The sequence below is a fragment of the Hydrogenophaga palleronii NBRC 102513 genome (assembly GCF_001571225.1).
Taxonomy (GTDB): Bacteria; Pseudomonadota; Gammaproteobacteria; order Burkholderiales; family Burkholderiaceae_C; genus Hydrogenophaga; species Hydrogenophaga palleronii.
The window spans coordinates 1-16,378 of record NZ_BCTJ01000028.1; the positions used below are offsets into that span (position 1 = coordinate 1).

Annotated in this window: 19 protein-coding genes; 1 reads left to right on the forward strand and 18 read right to left on the reverse strand. The window is 67.2% G+C overall.

Annotation, left to right across the window (positions count from 1 at the left end; translation table 11 throughout):
* Nucleotides 1–103: 103 nt before the first annotated feature.
* From HPA01S_RS17020 to HPA01S_RS17080, 13 genes are all read right to left on the reverse strand, one after another.
* A complete protein-coding gene (locus tag HPA01S_RS17020; RefSeq protein WP_066271968.1) occupies nt 104–568 on the reverse strand; it encodes a VOC family protein in 465 nt (154 codons plus the stop codon).
* A gap of 158 nt (nt 569–726) precedes the next feature.
* Entirely contained in the window at nt 727–1,206 is a 480-nt protein-coding gene (locus HPA01S_RS17025) for a DUF3617 domain-containing protein (protein WP_066271969.1), read from the reverse strand.
* A 163-nt stretch (nt 1,207–1,369) separates the two neighbouring features.
* Nucleotides 1,370–2,404: a DctP family TRAP transporter solute-binding subunit gene (locus HPA01S_RS17030; RefSeq protein ID WP_066271970.1), complete on the reverse strand. Its 1,035-nt coding sequence runs from the start codon at nt 2,402–2,404 to the stop codon at nt 1,370–1,372.
* 30 nt (nt 2,405–2,434) lie between these two features.
* Nucleotides 2,435–3,733: a TRAP transporter large permease gene (locus tag HPA01S_RS17035; RefSeq protein WP_066271971.1), complete on the reverse strand. Its 1,299-nt coding sequence runs from the start codon at nt 3,731–3,733 to the stop codon at nt 2,435–2,437.
* The gene (locus tag HPA01S_RS17040; RefSeq protein ID WP_066272008.1) at nt 3,730–4,278 is read right to left on the reverse strand and encodes a TRAP transporter small permease; all 549 of its coding nucleotides are present in this window, start codon (nt 4,276–4,278) and stop codon (nt 3,730–3,732) included. Before HPA01S_RS17040 ends, HPA01S_RS17035 begins: the two co-directional genes overlap by 4 nt.
* Before the next feature lie 185 nt (nt 4,279–4,463).
* Complete coding sequence (locus tag HPA01S_RS17045; protein ID WP_066271972.1) at nt 4,464–5,954, reverse strand: Do family serine endopeptidase; 1,491 nt, start codon at nt 5,952–5,954, stop codon at nt 4,464–4,466.
* A gap of 81 nt (nt 5,955–6,035) precedes the next feature.
* On the reverse strand, nt 6,036–7,355 hold the full coding sequence (locus HPA01S_RS17050) for an ATP-binding protein (RefSeq protein ID WP_066272009.1): 1,320 nt from the start codon (nt 7,353–7,355) through the stop codon (nt 6,036–6,038).
* Nucleotides 7,356–7,493: 138 nt separating this feature from the next.
* Nucleotides 7,494–8,153, reverse strand: coding sequence for a response regulator transcription factor (locus HPA01S_RS17055; protein ID WP_066271973.1), 660 nt, complete (start codon nt 8,151–8,153; stop codon nt 7,494–7,496).
* Between the two features lie 113 nt (nt 8,154–8,266).
* On the reverse strand, nt 8,267–8,890 hold the full coding sequence (locus HPA01S_RS17060; RefSeq protein ID WP_066271974.1) for an SCO family protein: 624 nt from the start codon (nt 8,888–8,890) through the stop codon (nt 8,267–8,269).
* 13 nt (nt 8,891–8,903) lie between these two features.
* Nucleotides 8,904–9,809 (reverse strand): heme o synthase, encoded by a 906-nt coding sequence (gene cyoE, locus HPA01S_RS17065; RefSeq protein ID WP_066271975.1) that lies wholly within the window; start codon nt 9,807–9,809, stop codon nt 8,904–8,906.
* Nucleotides 9,806–10,972, reverse strand: coding sequence for a COX15/CtaA family protein (locus tag HPA01S_RS17070; RefSeq protein WP_066271976.1), 1,167 nt, complete (start codon nt 10,970–10,972; stop codon nt 9,806–9,808). The genes cyoE and HPA01S_RS17070 overlap by 4 nt, the downstream gene beginning before the upstream one ends.
* Before the next feature lies 1 nt (nt 10,973).
* A complete protein-coding gene (locus HPA01S_RS17075) occupies nt 10,974–11,654 on the reverse strand; it encodes an SCO family protein (RefSeq protein WP_066271977.1) in 681 nt (226 codons plus the stop codon).
* Nucleotides 11,632–12,375 carry an SURF1 family protein gene (locus HPA01S_RS17080; RefSeq protein ID WP_174525303.1) on the reverse strand — a complete coding sequence of 248 codons (744 nt, stop codon included), beginning with the start codon at nt 12,373–12,375 and terminating at the stop codon, nt 11,632–11,634. The genes HPA01S_RS17075 and HPA01S_RS17080 overlap by 23 nt, the downstream gene beginning before the upstream one ends.
* Before the next feature lie 81 nt (nt 12,376–12,456).
* Here HPA01S_RS17080 and HPA01S_RS17085 point away from each other — a divergent pair, with 81 nt between their 5' ends.
* Entirely contained in the window at nt 12,457–12,690 is a 234-nt protein-coding gene (locus HPA01S_RS17085; RefSeq protein ID WP_066271979.1) for a twin transmembrane helix small protein, read from the forward strand.
* Between the two features lie 79 nt (nt 12,691–12,769).
* Here the strand turns inward: HPA01S_RS17085 and HPA01S_RS17090 are convergent, their stop codons facing one another.
* From HPA01S_RS17090 to ctaD, 5 genes are all read right to left on the reverse strand, one after another.
* Complete coding sequence (locus tag HPA01S_RS17090; protein WP_066271980.1) at nt 12,770–13,651, reverse strand: cytochrome c oxidase subunit 3; 882 nt, start codon at nt 13,649–13,651, stop codon at nt 12,770–12,772.
* Between the two features lie 74 nt (nt 13,652–13,725).
* Nucleotides 13,726–13,938 (reverse strand): DUF2970 domain-containing protein, encoded by a 213-nt coding sequence (locus HPA01S_RS17095; protein ID WP_306307129.1) that lies wholly within the window; start codon nt 13,936–13,938, stop codon nt 13,726–13,728.
* The gene (locus tag HPA01S_RS17100; protein ID WP_157085078.1) at nt 13,935–14,546 is read right to left on the reverse strand and encodes a cytochrome c oxidase assembly protein; all 612 of its coding nucleotides are present in this window, start codon (nt 14,544–14,546) and stop codon (nt 13,935–13,937) included. The genes HPA01S_RS17095 and HPA01S_RS17100 overlap by 4 nt, the downstream gene beginning before the upstream one ends.
* A 39-nt stretch (nt 14,547–14,585) precedes the next feature.
* Entirely contained in the window at nt 14,586–14,696 is a 111-nt protein-coding gene (locus HPA01S_RS23470; RefSeq protein ID WP_218005357.1) for a cytochrome oxidase small assembly protein, read from the reverse strand.
* A 28-nt stretch (nt 14,697–14,724) separates the two neighbouring features.
* A complete protein-coding gene (gene ctaD / locus HPA01S_RS17105) occupies nt 14,725–16,344 on the reverse strand; it encodes a cytochrome c oxidase subunit I (protein ID WP_066271981.1) in 1,620 nt (539 codons plus the stop codon).
* Nucleotides 16,345–16,378 lie beyond the last annotated feature (34 nt).

The window sequence follows — 16,378 nt, forward strand, 5'->3', positions numbered from 1 at the left end:
GGCAGAGCCGGACCCTCCGTGCCCCTGGCTTGGGCTTCACCGCGCTCGTACTGGGTTGCGCTTCCGGCCAGACGCGTCCCTTGCGCTGCACCCAGGCCTCGCGCTAACCCCGCCTTGCCACGTCGATCTTGCGCATGGTCATCATGGCGTCGAACACGCGCTTCGCCACCACAGGGTCGGGGTCGGTGATGCCGTCGGTGAGTGCGCGTGGCGTGATCTGCCACGACAGCCCCCAGCGGTCCTTGCACCAGCCGCATTCACTTTCCTGCCCGCCATGGCCGACGATGGCGTTCCACAGCCGGTCGGTCTCGGCCTGGTCGTCGGTGGCGATCTGGAACGAAAACGCTTCGGTCTGCGGAAACACCGGCCCGCCATTGAGGCCGATGCAGGGCATGCCGCAGACGGTGAACTCCACCGTCAGCGCATCGCCCTTCTTGCCGCCGGGGTCGTCGCCCGGGGCGTGGAAGATGGTGCCGACTTGGCTGTCGGGAAAGGTGGTGGCGTAAAACCGCGCCGCGTCCAGTGCGGTGCCGTCGAACCACAGGCAAATGGTGTTCTTCGGGGCCATGGGTGCCTCTCCTGGGTGTGGGCGGCACCAGCGTCACCGCTCGCGGCCGACCATGCTAGTCCTGCTAGTCGCCACCATCACCCGTTCGACACCCTTTCTCACAAGCGGATACGGTGCGCCTCCCACGCCAACGCAGCCCCAGCCATCGTGAACACGGCTTATGGCGCCGTGTCGCCCGGCTCCATGCCCGCCGGGCAGGCGCCCAGGTACCGCGCCGAAGCCTGGTAGCGGCTGAGTTTCGATTCGCCGGGTGCCAGCTTCACGCCCGCCACTTCCACCGTGCCCGCCACGCGGTAGCTGGTGTTCAGATCGCCGGTGACCGTGCCCTTGCTGGTCATCGTGCCCGGGTTCAAGCGGCACACCCGGACGTAACTCAGGCCACCCGCAGTGCGCTTGATCTCGTTCGTCGGGCACTCCTCGCCGTCTTCTTCGCTCTGCGGTCCGAACGGGTTATCACCCGGTTCGGCCACACCGACGCAGATCTTCATCTGGATGGGCGCCGGTGCCCGGTCGCCGGTGATCGTCTGCGCCCACAGGCCAGGCCGCGGCGCCAGGCCAGCGCCTGCAGCATTGCCGGCAGCGTGAACCGGCAGGACGAGAAAGGAAAGCAGCGACAGCGAAACGGCACGAACGAACATGGGCAACCTTGTCATCGACGGGAAAAAACGCAGCGCAATGAAGCGCACTTCGAGGGCATCGTGATCAGGCGACGTGTCGCTGTCATGACATGGGCGCAGGCCGCGTGAAGCAAAAAAAAGCCGCCTCGTTGGAGGCGGCTTTGTGCAGCGCAGGGGCTCGTGTTTACTTGCGTGCTGCCACGGCCTTCTCGGCTTTGTTCACCAGGTCGGCGCCAATCTGGTTCTTCCACTTGTCGTACACCGGGCGCGTCACCTTGACGAACTCGGCGCGTTCGGCGGGCGTCAGCTCGGTCACGGTCACGCCCATGTCGGTCAGTTGCTTGACCAGCGGCTTGCCCGGCTCCACCAGGCCCTTGCGCGCCAGCGCCTTGCCTTCCTTGCCGGCGTCGATGGCGGCCTGCTTGACGATGGCGCGGTCGGCCTCGGTCCAGCTGGCCCACACGTCCTTGTTCGCCACGAAGATCAGCGGGTCGGCCACGTAGCCCCACAACGTCAGGTGCTTCTGCTCCACCGACGGCAGCTTGGCGGCGAGGAACACCGACAGCGGGTTCTCCTGGCCGTCCACCGCGCGGCTGGCCATGGCGGGCTGGGCGTCGGCCCAGCTCATCTGCGTCGGGTTGGCGCCCAGGGCGGCGAAGGTGTCGAGGAACAGCGGCGAACCCACCACGCGGATCTTCAGGCCCTTGAGGTCGGCCGGGGTCTTGATGGCGTGTTTGGAGTTGGAGATTTCGCGGTAGCCGTTTTCGCCCCAGGCCAGCGGCACGGCGCCCAGGCGCTCGATGTCCTTGAACAGCTGGGTACCGACTTCACCCGAGGTGAGCGCGTCGATGGCCGCGAAGTCGGGCATCAGGAAGGGCATGGAGAACAGGTTGAGCGAACGCACCTGGGGCGACCAGTTGATGGTCGAACCCACGGCGAGGTCGATCACGCCCTGGCGCAGCCCGCTGAACTCGCGCGTCTGGTCACCCTGCAGCAGCGACACGCCGGGGTACAGCTTGATGTTGATGCGGCCCTGCGTGCGCTCGCGCACCAGGTTGGCCCAGATCTCGCCGCTCTTGCCCCAGGGGAAGGCCGTGCCCAGCACCAGCGACATGCGGTACTCGGCCTTGTAGGCGGCGGTGCTCTGCGCGAAGCCATTGGTGGTGACGGCCAGCGCAGCGGCGGCCAGGGCGGTGGTGAGGAAGGTGCGAAGTTTCATGCGGTCTGTCTCCTTGGTTGAAATCGAGAATCAGTAGCCCAGCTTGGCGGGCAGCCACAGGGCCAGTTGCGGGAACATGATGACCAGCACCATGACCACGAACATGGCCAGCAGCATCGGCCCGACCCAGCGGATGGTGGACTCCATGCGCACACCGGCGATGCGGCACGACACCATGAGGTTCACCGCCAGCGGCGGCGTGAACTGGCCCAGCGCCACCTTCAGCGTGAGGATGACGCCGAACCACACCGGGTCCCAGTTGTAGTGCTCCATGATGGGCAGCAGCAGCGGCACGAAGATCAGGAAGATCGAGATGCCGTCGAGGAACATGCCGACGGTGATGAGCAGCAGGATCAGCAGCGACAGCACGCCGTACTCGCCCAGGCCCGAGTTCACGATGGCGTTGGCCACCGGGTCGATCACGCCCAGCGTGGAGAGCGAGAAGGCGAAGATGCCGGCCAGCGAGACCACCAGCAGGATGATGCCGGAGAGCTCGCCCGCTTCGCGCAGGATGGGGAACAGGTCGCGCACACCAATCGTGCGGTGCACCACCATACCGACGAACAGGCCGTAGAACACCGCCACCACGGCGGCTTCGGTGGGCGTGAACCAGCCCGCGCGCATGCCGCCCAGGATCAGCACCGGCGCGGCCAGGCCCCAGAGCGCTTCGCGCAGGCTCTTCCAGAACGGCGGGCGTGGCATGTGCACTTCGAGCGCGCCCATGCGGTGCTTGCGCGCCAGCCAGACGGCCGGCACGATCAGCGCGATGCCGGCCAGCACGCCGGGCACCATGCCGGCGGCGAACAGCGCCGGCACCGAGGCGCCGGGCACCAGCATGGAATAGATGATGAAGGCCACCGAGGGCGGGATCAGGATGTCGGTGGCGGCGGCGGCGCCGACCACGCTGGCCGAGAACGAACCCGGGTAACCGGCGCGCGACATGGCGGCGATCATCACCGCACCCACCGCCGCGGCGTTGGCCGGGCCCGAGCCAGAGATGCCGCCGAGGAACATGGCCACCACGATGGCCACCAGCGGCAACATGCCGGGGCCGCGGCCGACGATGGCAACGGCAAAGTTCACCAGCCGCAGGGCCACACCGGAGCGGTCGAAGATCGAACCCACCAGCACGAACATCGGGATCGCCAGCAGCGGGTACTTGCCCAGGCCGGCGTAGAAGTTCTGCGGCACCGCCAGCAGGCCGTACCACTGGGTGTTGAAGTCGGCCATGGCGATGGCGGCGGCGCCGGCCAGGCCGAGCGCGGCGGCAATCGGCACGCCGGCCAGCATGGCGATGATGAAGATCAGGAACAGCAGCGTGGCGATCATGCTTGGGCTCCCGCGCGGCGCAGCCGGTTGAAGCGACCCAGCGCACGCAGCGCGATCGCCAGCGACAGCAGCGGCAACCAGACCGAGTACCACCACTGGGGCACACCGAGGCCGGGCGAGATCTCTTCGTAGATGTAGTGGTCCCAGACCATGCGCGCGCTCAGGCCGGCCATCAGCACGAACAGCAGCACCATCGCCATCGCGCCCCACAGGGCCAGCAGGTGGCGGCGGCGCGAGGAGCCGGCGTCGGCAAAGAACTCGATGCGGATGTGGCGGTGCCGCGCGACCGCGGCCGAACTGGCCACCAGGGTCATCACGATCATCAGGAAGATCGACAGCTCTTCGGTCCAGGCGAAGGACTGGTTGGTGAAGTAACGCACGATCACGTTGCCGAAGGTGATCAGCGCCAGCAGCGCCATCGAGATGACGGTGAGCCAGTCTTCGACGCGCAGCGACACGCGCGTGTCTTCGTCGATCGGGTTTTCGGGCGTGGCCGCGTCGGGGTCGACGCTGGGGTCGCGGGAGGTGTCGGTCTGGGAGGGCATGGGAAGGATCGGCAGGCAGCAGGCCGGCGAACGAAAGCCCCGGCGCAAGAGCCAGGGATCATAGACGTATTGCCCTTTTCCACCCTGTGCCGCAGGTGCCACATGCGGGTTTGCCCGCATGCCGGAGCGGCAAAAAAACGGCACCCGAAGGTGCCGTTGTTGCGGTTGCGGCCGTGGCCGAGGTGTCAGCCCAGGGGCACGGGCACGAAGATCTGGTCACCGTCGCGCTGGATCAGCAGCGCCAGCGACTTGGTGGATTTGTCCAGCATGCCGCGCAGCTGCTCCACGCTCTTGATCGGCGCGCCGTTCACCGCCAGCAGCACGTCGCCCTGCTGCACGCCGGCCAGTGCCGCCGGGCCTTGTGCATCTTCCACCAGCAGACCACCCTGCACGCCCACGGCGCGTTGCTCCTGCGGTGCCAGCGGGCGCAACGCCAGACCCAGGCGGCCCTGGTCGGCCGTCTTCTCGGCCGCCGCGGTCTTCACCGGCTTGGCGGCGGCGTCGCCCAGTTCGGCCTTGAGCTCCACCGGCTTGCCCTGGCGCCACACGTCCAGCGTCACCTTGTCGCCCGGCAGCGCCTGGCCGATCAGCGCCGGCAGGTCGCCCGAGCCGACGATGGGCGCCCCCTGCACGCGGCGGATCACATCACCCACCTGCAGGCCGGCCTTGGCGGCCGGGCCGCCGGGGTCGATGCTGGAGACCAGCGCGCCCTCGGGCTTGTCCAGCTTGAAGGACTCGGCCAGGGTCTGGTTGACCTCCTGCACCGCCACGCCCAGGCGCGCATGGCTGGCCTTGCCGTGCGCCACGATCTGGTCTTTCACGCGCAGCGCGGTCTCCATCGGGATCGCGAACGACAGGCCCTGGTATCCGCCGGTGTGGCTGTAGATCTGCGAGTTGATGCCCACCACCTCACCCCGCGCATTGAACAGCGGGCCACCGGAGTTGCCGGGGTTCACCGCCACGTCGGTCTGGATGAAGGGCACGAAGCTGTCGTCCGGCAATGAGCGGCCCTTGGCGCTGACCACGCCCGCGGTCACGCTGTTCTCGAAGCCGAACGGTGCGCCGATGGCCAGCACCCATTCACCCACCTTCAGGTCCTTGGTATTGCCCAGCGGCACCACCGGCAGGTTCTTCGCGTCGATGCGCAGCACCGCCACGTCGGTCTTGGCATCCGAGCCCAGCACCTTGGCGACGAACTCGCGCCGGTCGGTGAGCTTGACGGTGACGCGCTGCGCATTGCGCACCACGTGGGCGTTGGTGAGCACCAGGCCGTCGGGGCTGATGATGAAGCCCGAGCCCTGGCCACGCGAAGGCGCTTCATGTCCACCACCGCCCTGCCCGCCCGGGCCTTGCTGGAAACGTTTGAAGAATTCGAAGAACGGGTCGTTCGGGTCGATGCCGGGCGGCTGGCGGTTCTGCGCCTGCTGCTGGTCTTCGTCGGCACCGGCCTTGCCGATGACGCTGATGTTGACCACCGCCGCGCCGTGCAGCTGCGCGATCTGCGAGAAGTCGGGCAGGCCGGTGTTGGTGGTGGCCACCGGCGCCTGCTGGCTGGCCACGGGAGCGGCCGCGCTGGCGTGCGTGCCGGTGACCAGGCCCACGCTGGCGCCACCGACGATGCCCGCAGCCGCCAGCGACAACACCAGGCGGGATGCGGTGAGAGACAAGGTTTTCATGAGAGCTCCTTCAGCGAGGACGGATTGAACATGTCCGCACTGTGCGCCGCCAGAGTTAGACGGCGCTTAAGAAACCCGCCCTCAAGACAGTGCAGGCAGCCGCAGGCCGATGCGCAGGCCGCCGAGCCGCGGCGACGGCTCCAGTTGCAGGCTGGCACCGTGCAGCTGCGCGATGGCGTTGGCAATCGCCAGCCCGAGCCCGCTGCCATTGGCCGCCGAGCCCGGCACGCGGTAGAAGCGGTCGAGCACTCGCGCGCGGTCGGCCTCCGCAATGCCGGGGCCGCTGTCGTCCACCGCCAGCACCAGCGCCGCGCCTTCGCGCCGCACCGTCACGTCCACCGTGCCGCCTTCGGGCGTGTACTTGAGCGCGTTGTCGACCAGGTTGCCGAGCAGGATGCGCAGCGGCTCGGCGTGGCCTCGCACCTCACCCGCGGCGGCTTCGTGCAGGCCGAGGTCGATGCGCCGCGCCTGTGCCTGCGGCGCGGCCTCGGCCACCACCTGTGCCGCCAGCGCGGCCAGCGACAGCGCTTGCGCCGGCTCGCCACTGGAGGGCTGGGCCTGCTGGCGCGCCAGCATCAGCAACTGCTCGACCAGGCGCGTGGCGCGGTCGATGCCGGCCAGCAGGCGCTGCACGGCCAGCTCGCGTGTGGTGTCGTCGCGCGCGCGCTGCAGGCCCTGCGCCTGCAGGCGCAACGCGGCCAGCGGCGAGCGCAGTTCGTGCGCCGCTTCCGCCACAAAGTTCTTCTGCGCATCAAAGGCCTGGCGCACGCGGCCGAACAGCAGGTTGAGCTCGTGCACCAGCGGGCGCACCTCGTCGGGCAGGCCTTCTTCGTTGACTTCCCTGAGTTCGTCTGCCTCGCGTGCCGCCACCTGCCGGCGCACCCGCGCCACCGGCGCCAGCGAAGTGCTCACCACGCCCCAGGCCACCAGCATCAGCAGCGGCGCCATCCAGGCGATGGGCAGCACGGTGCGCCAGGCCAGCGCCCGCGCCATGGCCTCGCGCGGCCGCATGTCCTGCGCCACCTGGATCACCTGCGAACGCGACTGCATGGAGTAGACGCGGTAAGGCGTGCCGTCCACGTTCACATTGGAGAAGCCCAGCACCGCGCGTTGCGGCAGGTCGGCCCCGGTGCCGGACTGGAACACGCGCAGCCCTTCGGCGGTCCAGACCTGGACGAAGAAATCAAAGCCGTCGGCCGAGGCGGCTTCGCGGCCATCGGCCTGCAGGCCGGGTGCGCCCACGCCGGCGCGCAAGGCCTGGGCCATCTGTTCCATGTGGTAGTCGAAGATGCCGTCGGCCTCGGCGCGTGCCTGGCGGTAGACCACCGCCACCTGCAGCCCGGCCGCCAGCACGATGGCCAGCAACAACAGGCCGATCAGGCGCGCGCGCAGCGAGTGCATGGACAGGCCCAACACGTCAACGCCCCGTGTCGCCGGCGTGCGGCTCGACCAACCCAGAGACACCGAGGGTCCGGCTCTGCCGGCCCCAGGTGTCGCCCCCCGTCCAGGCGGGAGCGCCGCAGGCGCGCAGGGCGTGTTTCATTGTTTGGGCACCATGTAGCCGACACCGCGCACGTTCTGGATCAGGCCGGCGCCGAGTTTCTTGCGCACGCCGTGGATGTAGACCTCGACCGCGTTGCTGCTCACGTCGTCTTTCCAGCCGTAGAGTTTTTCTTCCAGCTGGGCGCGAGAGAGCACCCGGCCGGGACGCGCGAGCAGCGGTTCGAGCACCGCCCATTCGCGTGCCGACAGCACCACCGGCTCACCCTGGGCCGTCACCTCGCGCGTGGCGGTGTTGATGCTCACGCCCAGGTGTTCGTAGACCGGTTCGGCGCGGCCGGCGGCGCGGCGCAGCAGCGCGCGGATGCGCGCCAGCAGCTCGTCCATGTCGTAGGGCTTGAGGATGTAGTCGTCGGCGCCGGCGTCCAGGCCCTGCACGCGCTGCTGCACCGAATCGCGGGCGGTGGCGACCAGCACCGGCGTGCGGTTCTTGCGCGCGCGCAGTTCGCGCAACACCTCCAGGCCGTCGCGCCGCGGCAGGCCGAGGTCGAGCAGGATCAGGTCGTAACTCTGGGTGTGTGCGGCGGTGGCCGCCATCTCGCCGTCGCGCACCCAGTCCACGGCGTAGTGTTCGGCGCGCAGCAGGTCCAGCACCGCCTCGCCGATCATGGTGTCGTCTTCGACCAGCAACAGCCTCATGGCAAACGCTCTCCCGGTCTGTGGGTGGTGGGTGCCGGCCCCGGCGGGGCCGTTCTGGCCCGATGTTGCGCCGTGGCGCTTAGGCCGGGCTTAGGCGCCCGGCCCCTGGGGGTTCATGCGCCGTCGAGCAGCTTCTTCACGTCGGCGGCCAGCGGGCCGGCGCCGGTGCCGTAGCGGTTGTAGAGGCGGATGCGGCCTTGCGGGTCGTACACGTAGCTGCCGGCCGAGTGGTCCATGCTGTAGCTGGTGGGCGTCGGGCCGTTGACCTTCTTGTAGTAGATCTTGTAGCTCTTGGCCAGCTCGGGCAATGCGTCGGGCGCGGCGTACAGGGCGAGGAAGCTCGGGTCGAAGGCCGCCATGTACTGCTTCATGATCTCGGGCGTGTCGCGCTCGGGGTCGATGCTGATGAAGATGCCCTGGAAGCGGTCACCATCGGCGCCAAGGATCTGCTTGACCTCGGCCAGCTCGCTCATCGAGGTCGGGCACACGTCGGGGCACTGGGTGAAGCCGAAGAACACCACCACCACCTTGCCCTTGAAGTCGTCCAGCGTGCGCGGCTGGCCGTTGTGGTCGACAAGCGAAAAACCCTTGGCGTAGTCGGCGCCGGTGATGTCGATGCCGGCGAAGGCTGCCGGTTTGGCCGTCTCGGCCTTGTCGCCACAGGCGGCCAGGCCCAGCAGGGCGGCGCTGCCGGCGGCGGCGATCAGGGTGCGGCGGTTCAGGGCAGGCGTCTTCATGAATTTCAAAGCCTCAGATGTAGTGGTCCACCAGCAGCGCGGCGAACAGCACGGCGAGGTGGATCAGGGAAAAACGGAAGGTCTTGCGCGCCAGCGCATCGGAGTAATTGCGCCAGAGCGCAAACGCGTAGCCGCAGAAGCCGATGCTCAGCAGCACGGCCACCGCAAGGTAGAACCAGCCGCTCATGCGCATCACGAAGGGCATGAGGCAGGCGGCGAACAGCACGAAGGTGTAGAGCAGGATCTGCAGCCGCGTGAACTCGGAACCGTGCGTGACCGGCAGCATGGGCAGGCCGGACTTGCGATAGTCCTCCACGCGGTACAGGGCCAGGGCCCAGAAGTGCGGCGGGGTCCAGAGGAAGATGATGAGGAACAGGATCAGCGCCTCGGGCGCGACCACGCCGGTCATGGCGGCCCAGCCCAGCACCGGCGGCATGGCACCGGAGGCGCCACCGATCACGATGTTCTGCGGCGTGAGCGGCTTGAGGATCACGGTGTAGACCACCGCGTAACCGACGAAGGTGGCGAAGGTCAGCCACATCGTGAGCGGGTTGACCCAGAAGTACAAGACGGCCGAACCGGCGGCGCACAGCAGCGCCGAGAAGCTCAGCGTCTTGCCGTTGGTGAGTTCGCCCTTGGCGGTGGGCCGCCAGGCGGTGCGCTTCATCTTGGCGTCGATGTGCTGTTCGACCACGCAGTTGAAGGCGGCGGCGGCGCCGGCCACCAGCCAGATGCCGAAACAGGCGATGGCCGCCAGCCGCACCTGCGACCAGGTGGGCAGGCCGGGCACGGCCAGCACCATGCCGATCAACGCGCAGAACACGATGAGCTGGATCACGCGCGGTTTGGTCAGCGCGTGGTACTGGCGCCAGACCGAGGGCAGCGCAACAGCAACAGGAGGGGTGGGCGCGGTGCTCATCGGATCGGTGTGGACAGGTGCAGGGAAGAAGCGGTGGACGCGGCGGTATCGGTCTGGCGCGCACGGCGCGTGCTGCGCAGCGCACCGGTGAGCACGATCACCAGCGCGGCGGCGCCGCCGGTGTGGCCGACGGCGGCCAGCAGGGGCCAGTCGAGCACCACATTGGTCAGGCCGCTGGCGAACTGCCAGGCGGCGAGCAGCAGCAGGGCGCGCGCGGTCGGCCGCATGCGCTCGACCGACCACAGGCGCCAGCCGAGCCAGAGCATCAGGGCCAGCACGGCATAGGCCATGAGGCGGTGCACGTAGTGGATGGCGGTGAGCGCGGGGAAGGTGATGGCGTCACCGGCGTGGTTCTGGCCGAGCTCGCGCCAGAGCGTGAAGCCTTCGCGGAAGTTCATGGCCGGCCACCAGCTGCCCTGGCAGGTCGGGAAATCGCCGCAGACCAGCACCGCGTAGTTGGTGCTGACCCAGCCGCCGAGCGCGATCTGCAGCCACAGCAGCACGGTGGTGACCACCAGCGCCAGGCGCCAGCGGCGGTGCAGCGGCACCGGCCCGGGGCTGTCGGGGGCCGCCAGCGCATAGGCCACGGACTGCGCCCGCAGCAGGGCCAGCATGCCCAGGCCACCGAGCAGGTGCAGGGTGACGATGGCGGGGAACAGTTTCATGGTGACGGTGAGCGCGCCGAACGCACCCTGCAGGCAGACCCACACCAGCGTCACCAGCGGCCACACGTAGGACACGCTCAGCCGCTTGCGTTCGACCCAGCTCACCAGCGCCAGCACCATGATCAGCACGCCGACGGCGGTGGCCAGGTAACGGTGGATCATTTCGATCCAGGCCTTGGAGAAGCTCACCGGGCCGTGCGGCATGGCCTCCTGCGCGGCGGCGATGGAGCTGCTCGCGCCCACCGGGCTCACGCTGCCGTAGCAGCCCGGCCAGTCGGGGCAGCCCAGGCCGGAGTCGGTCAGGCGGGTGAAGGCGCCGAACAGCACCAGGTCGAAGGTGAGGAACAGCGTGACCAGGGTCAACACGCGCAGGCGCTGCGCCGGCGGCGCGTGGCGGTTGCGCAGCCAGATCCAGGCCAGCGGCCCGAGCGCGATCACCACGCCCAGGAACATGATCCGGGCGATGGGTGCGAGGTCGTACAAGGGTTGCGCGTCCATCTCAGCTCGGTCGCCCCTCTTTGTCCCAGAACGCCGAGGCGCGCAGCAGGCGATCGAGGTCGCTCTTGGCCTGCTTGGGATCGAAGTTGGCCGGGAAACGCATCATCCAGTGGCCCATGGGATCGACCACGTACAGATGGTCTTCGATCTTCTGGCCGGGCGCCGGCTCCAGCCAGCCGGCCAGGGCCTGCGCGTCCACGTGCAGCACCTGGGCCGCGGCCGTGGCCTTCTGCAAGGGTTCGGACAGGGCGCTGTCGCCGGTGCGCAGCCAGACCCAGTCCAGCCGTGTTTTCTCGCGCCCCAGGGTCTCGCGCAACTGGCGCTGCATCAGCAGGTGCTCCTGGCAGAGTTCGTTGCAGGCGCTGTCGGCCACGCTGATCAGCAGCCACTGATTTTTCAACGAGCTCAGCGGCACGCTGCGGCCTTGCACGTCGGTGCCGTCGAAAGCGGGCAAGGGGCGCTGCGGATTGATCAGCTCGCCATAGTTGCGCCGGCCTTCGGGCCGCACCACGTAGTACATGAAGTAGGAGGCGATCACCGGCGCGGCGCACACCAGCATCAGGCCGAGCATCTTCCAGCGCCCGGTGCGCGTGCTGGCCACCTGGTCCGCGCTGGACTGGTCCAGCTGCGGCAGGCTGTGCACGGTGAGGGTCAAGGGTTCATCGGGCGTCGTCTGAGCCATGGGGTCTGCGCTTTCGGCGGGGGGAGATCAATTGGAACCAGACATACAGGATGCCGGCAAGCAGGCACAGGGAGAACCACTGGAAGGCGTAGCCGTGGTGCTTGTTCACATCCACGGCAATCGGCGGCCAGTCGCGTAGCAGGCCTTCGCTGGCGCCGCCGGTCTGCAACACCGACACGCCGAGCAGGTCCAGCCCGGTTTCCTGCGCGAAGGCGACAAGGTCGACATTTTGCCGGATCGGCCCTACGCCTGCTCCACCGAGGTCATAGAGCTTGCTCGGCGCGGCGGCCAATCGGCCCTCGATCGACACCGTGCCCGTCGGCGTATCGATGTCCGGCAGGCGGCTGCGGTCGGTGAAGTCGCGCGGCACCCAGCCACGCTGCACCAGCACCACGCGCTGGCTGCCCTCCAGCCGCAGCGGCGTGACCAGGAACAGGCCGACACGGGCGTTCATCTGGCGGTTGTCGAGGAACACGCTGGCCTCGGGCAGCCACTGGCCCGTCAGGCGCACCGGGCGGTGCACGCCGTGGGTGGCATCGGCAGCGCCCAGCAGCTCGGCATTGCGCCAGGGTGCAAGTGCGCTGCGCTCCTGGATTTGCGCCTGCAGGGCCAGCTTCTGGCCGGCACGGTCGAGCTGCCACAGGCCGAGCGAGGCGGTCACTGCCATGGTGAGCACGGTGGCGGCGGTGACGATCCAGAAACGCAGGGTCGGGCGGGCCATGCTGCTCACCGGACGGGGGCGGCCCCGCTGGCCGCGGTGGCGCGCGTGCGCGGGTGGGGCCGCAGGTCGATAATCGGCGCCATGAAGTATCTGGTCATCGTGGCGTTCATCGCCATTCTCGGAAGCCTGGCCACTGCGCTGGTGTACATGATGCGCGGCGGCAACGACGTGGAAAAGGACGGCGCGCCACGCAAGAACCACATGGCACGCGCGCTGGCGTTTCGGGTCGGCTTTTCCATCCTGCTTTTCATCGTCGTGCTGGTCAGTTACCTGATGGGCTGGATTCAGCCGACGGGTTTGCCACTGCGCGGCTGAGCCCCATCGGCAAAAAAGCGCCGGGAGGCGCTTTTTTGTGGCGAGAACCCGGCGAAGGTGGATCAACCACCATGGGCCATTACATCCAGTAAACCAGGATGTACAGGCCGAGCCAGACCACGTCCACGAAGTGCCAGTACCAGGCCGCGCCTTCGAAACCGAAGTGACGCTCCTTGGTGAAGTGGCCCTTCTGCAGGCGCAGCGTGATGAACAGCAGCATCAGCATGCCCACGAACACGTGGAAGCCGTGGAAGCCGGTCAGCAGGAAGAAGGTGGAGCCGAACACGCCCGAGGAGAGCTTGAGGTTCAGGTCGGCGTAGGCGTGGGCGTATTCATAACCCTGCACGAACAGGAAGACGATGCCCAGCAGGACCGTGGCCCACATGAAGAGGATGGTCTTGGAACGGTTGCCGACCTGCAGCGCATGGTGGGCAATGGTCAGCGTGACACCCGAGGTGAGCAGCAGCGCGGTGTTGATGGTGGGCAGCCAGAACGGGCCCATGGTCTGGAACGGATCCACGATGCCGGCGGGCGATGCGGTGGCACCGGCCTGCAGGCTCGGCCACACGGCGGTGAAGTCGGGCCAGATCAGCGAGTTCTCCAGGTTGCCCAGCGCCGGCACCGAGTGCACGCGGGCCCACCACAGGGCGGTGAAGAAGGCGCCGAAGAACATCACTTCGGAGAAGATGAACCAGCTCATGCTCCAGCGGTAGGAGAGGTCGATCTTGCGGCCGTACAGGCCGGCTTCGCTCTCACGCACCGAATCGCTGAACCACTGGAACAACACGAAGAGCCAGAACGCCAGGCCGAAGGCCAGCGAGTAGGCACCCCAGCCGTGGCCGTTGATCCATTGACCGGCACCCAGGATGACGAAGAAAAGGCCGATGGCGGCCATCACCGGATGACGCGACGGACCAGGGACGTAGTAGTAGGGCGTCGTTCCGTGGGATGCTGCTGACATGCTCACTCCTGTTGTGCTTTCGCTTGTATCAATTGTCTGAAATCAAATTCGGTCGGTCAGCCGGCGGCCTGCGCTCAGCCGGCCACCCAGTTCACCAGCAGGATCAGCGCCAGCACGAACAGGATGCCCATCGTCAGGCCCACCGCAATCAGGTGCAGCGGGTTGAGCTTGGCGATGTCGTTCTGGTAGTCCGCGTTGCGGCGCAAACCCATGAAGCCCCACAGCACCGCCTTGACGGTGCCCAGCAAGGTGCCCTTGCGTTTCGGCATGGTGGTTGGTTTGTTCACACGGCCTCCTGGGTTTGGGTCGGCGTTTTGGCCTGCGGTGGTTCGTCCTTCGGCGCTGCGGGCACCCTGCCACCCACCTCGAAGAAGGTGTAGGACAGGGTGATGGTGCTCACGTCCTTGGACAGCTTGGGATCGATCACGAAGGCCACGGGCCATTCTTTCTTCTCACCCGGCTGCAAGGTGTACTGCGTGAAGCAGAAGCACTCCAGCTTGTTGAAATGCGCCGAGGCCTGCTTGGGCGCGTAGCTCGGCACGGCCTGGGCCGCCATGGTGCGGTTCTGGATGTTCTGGAATTCGTACATCACCGTGGTGAGTTCGCCCGGATGCACCTGCAGCGAACGCACTTCAGGTTTGAAGTGCCAGGGGCCACGCGTGTTGACGTCGAACTCCACCGTGATGGTGCGCGAGGTGTCGACCTGCGAGTTGGCCGGCATGCTGGTCGGCGCGGCACCCGGCACCCGCAGTTCGGACACCGCCAGCACGTTGATGCCCAGGGCGTCGCAGATGTGGCGGTAGATCGGCACCAGCGCGTAACCGAAGGCGAACATGCTGAACGCGATCACGCCCAGCTTGCCAACCATCTTGATGTTTTCGCGCTGCGGTACCACGGCCTGTCTCCTGTTGTATGTCGAATGCCCGCTGCCCGGTCAGAGACCGAGCAGGAAACGTTTGCCCACGAAGCCGAAGAAAAACACCACAGCCACCGACGCCAGGATCAGGCCCAGGCGGCGGTTGTGCTTCTTTTGTTCGGGTGTCATGTACAGGGCTCCGTTCGCAAAGGGTGGATCAGCCGATCACCTTGGTGGCGGTGATGTCGAGCTTGGGTGGGTTCTCGAAGGTGTGGAAGGGCGCCGGCGACGGCACTTCCCACTCCAGGCCCTCGGCACCTTCCCAAGGCTTCTGCACGGCCTTTTCACCCTTGCCACGCATGGCGGGGATGATCACGGCGATGAAGAAGTACACCTGGGCCAGACCGAAGCCGAAGGCACCGATCGACGCGATGGCGTTGAAGTCGGCGAACTGCATCGGGTAGTCGGCGTAGCGGCGGGGCATGCCGGCCAGGCCCAGGAAGTGCATCGGGAAGAAGGTGATGTTGAACGAGATCATCGACCACCAGAAGTGGAGCTTGCCGCGCGTTTCGCTGTACATCACGCCGGTCCACTTGGGCAGCCAGTAGTAGATGCCGGAGAACATGGCGAACAGCGAACCGGCCACCAGCACATAGTGGAAGTGGGCCACGACGTAGTAGGTGTCCTGCATCTGGATGTCGATCGGCGCGACCGACAGGATCAGGCCGGTGAAGCCACCGATGGTGAACACGAAGATGAAGCCGACGGCCCACAGCATGGGGGTCTCGAAGGTCATCGAACCCTTCCACATGGTCGCGACCCAGTTGAAGATCTTCACGCCCGTGGGCACGGCGATCAGCATGGTCGAGTACATGAAGAACAGCTGGCCCGTCACCGGCATGCCGGTGGTGAACATGTGGTGAGCCCACACGACGAAGGACAGGATGGCGATGGAGCCGGTGGCGTACACCATGGAGGCGTAACCGAACAGCTTCTTGCGCGCGAAGGCGGGCACGACCTGGCTCACGATGCCGAAGGCCGGCAGGATCATGATGTAGACCTCGGGGTGGCCGAAGAACCAGAAGATGTGCTGGTACATCACCGGGTCGCCGCCGCCGGCGGGGTTGAAGAAGCTGGTGCCGAAGTGGCGGTCGGTCAGCGTCATGGTGATCGCGCCAGCCAGCACGGGCATCACCGCGATCAGCAGGTAGGCGGTGATGAGCCAGGTCCAGCAGAACATCGGCATCTTCATCAGCGTCATGCCGGGCGCGCGCATGTTGAGGACGGTCACGATGATGTTGATCGAACCCATGATCGACGAAGCGCCCAGGATGTGCATCGCGAAGATGCCGGCGTCCATCGAGGGGCCCATCTGCAGCGTCAGCGGCGCGTACAGCGTCCAGCCGGCAGCGGGTGCGCCGCCAGGCATGAAGAACGACGCGATCAGCATGATGGCGGCCGGGATCATCAGCCAGAAGCTGAAGTTGTTCATGCGCGCGAACGCCATGTCCGACGCGCCGATCTGCAGCGGGATCATCCAGTTCGCGAAGCCCACGAAGGCCGGCATGATGGCGCCGAACACCATGATCAGGCCGTGCATGGTGGTGAGCTGGTTGAACAGGCCCGGGTTCACGAACTGCAGGCCCGGCTGGAACAGCTCCAGGCGGATCAGCAGCGCGAGCACGCCGCCCACCATCAGCATCGTGAAGGAGAACAGCAGGTACAGCGTGCCGATGTCCTTGTGGTTGGTGGCAAAGACCCAGCGACGCCAGCCCGTGGGCGCGTGATGGTCGTGGTCGTGGCCATGCGCATCGTGGTGGTCAAGAACTGCACTCATGATCGATTCCTTTGAGACTCAATATTTTTCTGAC

Bases quoted from the DNA above. Each gene is read 5' to 3' on its own strand.
- HPA01S_RS17020 (WP_066271968.1), bottom strand. From the start codon at position 568: ATGGCCCCGAAGAACACCATTTGCCTGTGGTTCGACGGCACCGCACTG.
- HPA01S_RS17025 (WP_066271969.1), bottom strand. From the start codon at position 1,206: ATGTTCGTTCGTGCCGTTTCGCTGTCGCTGCTTTCCTTTCTCGTCCTG.
- HPA01S_RS17030 (WP_066271970.1), bottom strand. From the start codon at position 2,404: ATGAAACTTCGCACCTTCCTCACCACCGCCCTGGCCGCCGCTGCGCTG.
- HPA01S_RS17035 (WP_066271971.1), bottom strand. From the start codon at position 3,733: ATGATCGCCACGCTGCTGTTCCTGATCTTCATCATCGCCATGCTGGCC.
- HPA01S_RS17040 (WP_066272008.1), bottom strand. From the start codon at position 4,278: ATGCCCTCCCAGACCGACACCTCCCGCGACCCCAGCGTCGACCCCGAC.
- HPA01S_RS17045 (WP_066271972.1), bottom strand. From the start codon at position 5,954: ATGAAAACCTTGTCTCTCACCGCATCCCGCCTGGTGTTGTCGCTGGCG.
- HPA01S_RS17050 (WP_066272009.1), bottom strand. From the start codon at position 7,355: ATGCACTCGCTGCGCGCGCGCCTGATCGGCCTGTTGTTGCTGGCCATC.
- HPA01S_RS17055 (WP_066271973.1), bottom strand. From the start codon at position 8,153: ATGAGGCTGTTGCTGGTCGAAGACGACACCATGATCGGCGAGGCGGTG.
- HPA01S_RS17060 (WP_066271974.1), bottom strand. From the start codon at position 8,890: ATGAAGACGCCTGCCCTGAACCGCCGCACCCTGATCGCCGCCGCCGGC.
- cyoE (WP_066271975.1), bottom strand. From the start codon at position 9,809: ATGAGCACCGCGCCCACCCCTCCTGTTGCTGTTGCGCTGCCCTCGGTC.
- HPA01S_RS17070 (WP_066271976.1), bottom strand. From the start codon at position 10,972: ATGGACGCGCAACCCTTGTACGACCTCGCACCCATCGCCCGGATCATG.
- HPA01S_RS17075 (WP_066271977.1), bottom strand. From the start codon at position 11,654: ATGGCTCAGACGACGCCCGATGAACCCTTGACCCTCACCGTGCACAGC.
- HPA01S_RS17080 (WP_174525303.1), bottom strand. From the start codon at position 12,375: ATGGCCCGCCCGACCCTGCGTTTCTGGATCGTCACCGCCGCCACCGTG.
- HPA01S_RS17085 (WP_066271979.1), top strand. From the start codon at position 12,457: ATGAAGTATCTGGTCATCGTGGCGTTCATCGCCATTCTCGGAAGCCTG.
- HPA01S_RS17090 (WP_066271980.1), bottom strand. From the start codon at position 13,651: ATGTCAGCAGCATCCCACGGAACGACGCCCTACTACTACGTCCCTGGT.
- HPA01S_RS23470 (WP_218005357.1), bottom strand. From the start codon at position 14,696: ATGACACCCGAACAAAAGAAGCACAACCGCCGCCTGGGCCTGATCCTG.
- ctaD (WP_066271981.1), bottom strand. From the start codon at position 16,344: ATGAGTGCAGTTCTTGACCACCACGATGCGCATGGCCACGACCACGAC.